The organism is uncultured Anaerococcus sp., assembly GCF_963512375.1.
Lineage (GTDB): Bacteria > Bacillota > Clostridia > Tissierellales > Peptoniphilaceae > Anaerococcus.
The window spans coordinates 1-4,616 of sequence record NZ_CAUPMI010000036.1; the positions used below are offsets into that span (position 1 = coordinate 1).

Consider the following 4,616-nt stretch of genomic DNA (forward strand, 5'->3'; position numbering starts at 1 on the left):
ATAGTATCTTCAAGTTTTGATGATCCTCTATTAGGACTCTTAGGCATATCTGATAAGGTCGATGTAGCTTTTGTTGCTAGAGCGTTAAGTGATTCAACTTGCTCCAGCTTGCTATTAATTCTCTTGTCTAAATAAAAAGCTTGTTTTAAATATTCTTTTGCGTTCATTTCTTACCTCCATAATTTTTTGAGGTAAGTTCTCCATAGAACTCCTGCTCGTATATTAAGCTTATCAAATGTTCTTAGTGACATTCTATGACATTAACTCTCCAGATTTGCTTTCACTGCATCAATAAGTGCAGCTTGTGTTTTGTTCTTATTTTCTAATGATTTCATTACATCTTCATCAATAGTTCCTTTAGATAAGATATGATGAATTACAACTGTTTCTTTCTGACCCTGCCTATATAGTCTGGCATTGGTTTGTTCATAAAGTTCTAATGACCAAGTAAGAGAAAACCAAATAAGTGTTGAGCCACCTGCTTGTAGGTTTAATCCATGACCAGCAGATGCTGGATGGATAATGGCTACAGGAATCTTACCTTGATTCCATTCTTTAAAGTCCTCACTTGTCTTAAGTTCCCTTACATCAAACCTATCTTTTATTCTTTTCAAATCTGACTTATACCAATAAGCTATTAGAACAGGTTTTCCATTTGCGCCTTCTATTAAATCTTCCAAGGCATCCAGCTTTCTGTCGTGAATATAAATCATATTTTTATCTTCATCATAAACAGAACCCGATGCCATTTGAAGTAACTTATTAGAAAGTGCAGCAGCATTAACAGCATCTATATCTTTATCCTTAATACTAACGACCAGGTCTTTTTTTAAGGTCTCATAGATATCTCTTTCTTTATCTGATAGATTTACAAAGACTTCATTGTTTATCTTCTTTGGCATTTTTAGGTAATCTTCAGCTTTCATAGAAACTGTTATATCTGATATCTTTTCATAGATTGCAACTTCAGCAAAAGGCAGTGGTTTATAGGAATATATAATTGGTCCATTTCTCTTATCTGGTTTGAAGTAAATTTCCCTGTACTGGCCAATGAAACTTCCAAGTCTCTCTCCCATATCAAGCAGCCTAAACTCAGCCCACAAATCCATTAGGCCGTTAGATGATGGAGTTCCAGTAAGACCAACTATTCTTTTTACCCCTGGTCTAACCTTCATCAAGGCTTTAAACCTCTTTGACATATGAGACTTAAAAGAGGATAGTTCGTCAATTACAATCATATCGTAGTTAAAGGACAGTTCGCTCTTATTTATTAACCAATCTACATTTTCCCTATTGATTAGATAAATATCTGCCTGCTTATTTAATGCTTTTATTCTTTCTTTTTCACTACCTATGACTACTGAATATTTTAAGATATCAAGATGGGACCATTTTTCTATCTCTTCTTTCCAGGTATTTCTGGCAACTCTTAATGGTGCTATTATTAGAACTTTAGAAATTTCAAAAGAATCAAAGAGTAAATCTTTTATAGCTGTCAGACTTATAACCGTTTTGCCGAGACCCATGTCAAGTAGAAGTGCTGATTCTTTATTTTCTTTTATAAATTCAGTAGCATATTTTTGATATTTATGTGGAGCGTATTCCAATTAGTCACCTCCGATTCTCTTCATTATTTCATCAATGTTTTCTTTTGAATCAAGAACATAAACCTTAAAACCTAAATCTTTAAATTGCCTTATTCTCTTTTTCTGAATTGGTCTTGGTTCTCCTCCAGGTCTTTTTGTTTCTACAAATCCGATCTTACCTTTAGGTAGGAGTATTATCCTATCTGGTATTCCCGTCATTGAAGGAGATGTAAATTTAAGACATAGACCTTCATGGAGTTTCACTTTATCTACCAATGCTTTTTCTATTTCATTTTCTAACATATAAACCTCTATTTTTAGCCATTGTGCAAGTCGTGAAACTCTATTATATAACCTTTATATATAACTAAAATTTAATTTGCCTACTATATAATAGTTATATATATGACATTCACGACCTGCACTTCTTGTATTTTTACACAAAGTCTGACTTTAATTTAAGTCCACCTATCACAATTCCTTGATTAGTTTTTCTCCTCATAAATCCATTGGATGAAAGAGCAGAATAAAAATCAGTTGTAGACCTTACATAGTCTCCAGTTCTTAAACAATATGCTCTATATTCTTGATAGACTTCTCCAGACTTCTCTTCAAATGATGAATCAATCTCACAACACTCATTTAAGAAATGCTTGAACCAGTTATTTGATTCCTTATATTCATTGATGGCATCAGCTACTTTTTTAGGTAGACTGAATTTAAAATCTTCATCAATAGCTTTTTTAGCCCCTTCTATTAACCACTTGAGAACTGCTCCTCCAGCCTTATCTACTAAATAATCAGTGTAGTTTTTAATATCACTACTACCCTCTATCTTTGCCTCAAAAGGAATTACAATGAGTCTTCTCCAGGTTCCTTCATCTAAGGCACCCACCTTTGGTAGGTGGTTAGTATATAGGACAAGGGTATGAGAAGGTATGAACTTAAATGGATCTCGATATTTTTTCTCTGCTACAATCTCATCTGTAGAACAAAGCTGTTTAACATTTGAAGTATTTAACCTTAATCCTTCTTGAAGTTCAGCTGCAATTAAAAGCCTTTTACCTCTTGTTTCAGCAAGTTCTGGCTTGGCATTTCTCTTAGAATTAACTGTAAGAATATCTGCTGAGATTGACCCACTATATAGATTAAGAACTCTTGAGATAGTATTCCAAAATGTGGACTTTCCATTTCTTCCATCACCATAAGCTATAATTAGAGCCTCAATATAGACCTTTCCGATTAGAGAAATTCCTGCAACTTTCTGCACGTATTCTATAAGTTCACTATCTTTTACAAAAAATGTATCCAAGGCATCAAGCCATATATCCATATTTTCATCACTTGGATCCACAGATGTTTCTTTGGTTATATAGTCTTCTGCTTTATGGTCTCTACACTCTCCAGTTTTTAAATCTACTGTAAATGACGGAGTGTTTAACAAGAACTCATCTACGTCAAGTTCTCTTTGATTTATTTCAAGCATAGGTTTTGATTCTTTTAAATTTGCATGGATAGCTCTGGTGTCCCCTCGTTTTACAGCATATTTCTTATATGCCTCAAGCGAAGTTAATTTATAGTATATAGATTTTTGATTTTTGTCAAAAACCTCCATTGCCTTTTTCTCACTCATTGAGGCCATAATATCCCTAATTCCTGATTTCTTAATGTCTTCATCCATTTTCAAAAGTTCATTGTCTATTTCTTCTATTTGTTTTAAAACTAAATCTTGAGAGTATCCTTGTGCTTTTAGTTCAGATTCCTCCCAGTAAGAGTCGTTGTAAACAAGAAAACCTGTAGAAGGAGAAAAACGAATTCTATCTCTATATTCTCTTACAAAAACTTCTGCTTGACCTATGTCTGAAAATTCTGACGGTCTTAAATTTATGCCTTCAGTATATTCTTCAGGTGGAACATAATCTTCACTTGCAGCTACCTTTTTATAGAATTTACAAGCAGACCTCCATATTTGTTCCAGTTCATCATCTGGAAGTGGTGGTGAGCAAAGACTAGCTTTTTTATCAAATAATTCTCTCGCCTCACCTGTATTTCCATATCGAATTAGAACCCTACCAGCGAAATGATTCATAGTTGAATTTCTAGAGCCTTGCTGAATCAAGTCTTGAGAATTATCAAAATCCTCAAAGTCATCTTTTAAAATATCAGTTATATATTTCCTTCCCCTAACTATTTCAACGGCAGGATTCTTAACTCCAAAGAAAAATCTCGCTCCATCTAGTGCATTACCATCAAAGAAAGTATAAGTCTCTGACAATCTTTCTTTGATGCCTACATATTCAGCTAAATTTATAATCTTTGGAATTGGAAAATATATGTGCATTCTTGGTCTTGCAGATTTTCCATTTTTTTCTTTTCTATGATTTCTGCTGTAAACAATGGCGAAATTAACTCCATCAAATATTCTCTTTAAATCGTTAGTTGAAATCCAATCATCTGGATTTTCTGAATGGTCGTTGTCTATATCCATAGGAATACATTCCGACTCTATAAAATTATCGTTAGACCTGTAGGAGTTTTTATACTTAGCCATTACATGGTCAAAACTCGCGGCTTTCTCAAATGACCTAACATCTACTGCATTGACCTCATTATGATAAACACAATTTGACTCCACTCCTATTAAATTTGAGGTGTATATTTTCAATTAGGCTACCTCCTTAATATATCGAATCTCCATTTTCCTATTCTCAGCAATCTTTATTTCTTCAGCCATTCCAGCACTTATATAGTCACCAAAGACCCACACTTCTTCGCATTTTCCAAGAAGGACATAATTAAAATGCATGGCAAGTCTTCTCTCACTTTCATCACTCATAAACTGAGGAAATAAAAGATGTGGTGCTATGGGAATATTCCCTTCATCCAAAGCATATCGAGAATAAGTTCTTGCCTTAATTACATTATTTTCTACATCTCCAGAAAATGGACTGCAGATATATACCAGGGGATAGTATCTCTTCTCTGCATTTTTAATTGCTTGATAAGGAGTGGGATCCTTGCACCCACTCC

The 4,616-nt window shown here is 33.9% G+C and carries 4 protein-coding genes; all 4 read right to left on the reverse strand.

The features are described from left to right. Positions 1-260: 260 nt before the first annotated feature. Positions 261-1,607: a DEAD/DEAH box helicase gene (locus tag RRB46_RS10535; RefSeq protein ID WP_311538498.1), complete on the reverse strand. Its 1,347-nt coding sequence runs from the start codon at positions 1,605-1,607 to the stop codon at positions 261-263. Beyond that, complete coding sequence (locus RRB46_RS10540; protein ID WP_085875974.1) at positions 1,608-1,889, reverse strand: VRR-NUC domain-containing protein; 282 nt, start codon at positions 1,887-1,889, stop codon at positions 1,608-1,610. It abuts the gene before it with no gap. A gap of 133 nt (positions 1,890-2,022) precedes the next feature. Next, on the reverse strand, positions 2,023-4,251 hold the full coding sequence (locus tag RRB46_RS10545; RefSeq protein WP_311538499.1) for a phage/plasmid primase, P4 family: 2,229 nt from the start codon (positions 4,249-4,251) through the stop codon (positions 2,023-2,025). Continuing rightward, on the reverse strand, positions 4,252-4,616 hold a 365-nt coding region (locus RRB46_RS10550), incomplete at its 5' end, for a DUF4406 domain-containing protein (protein ID WP_311538500.1).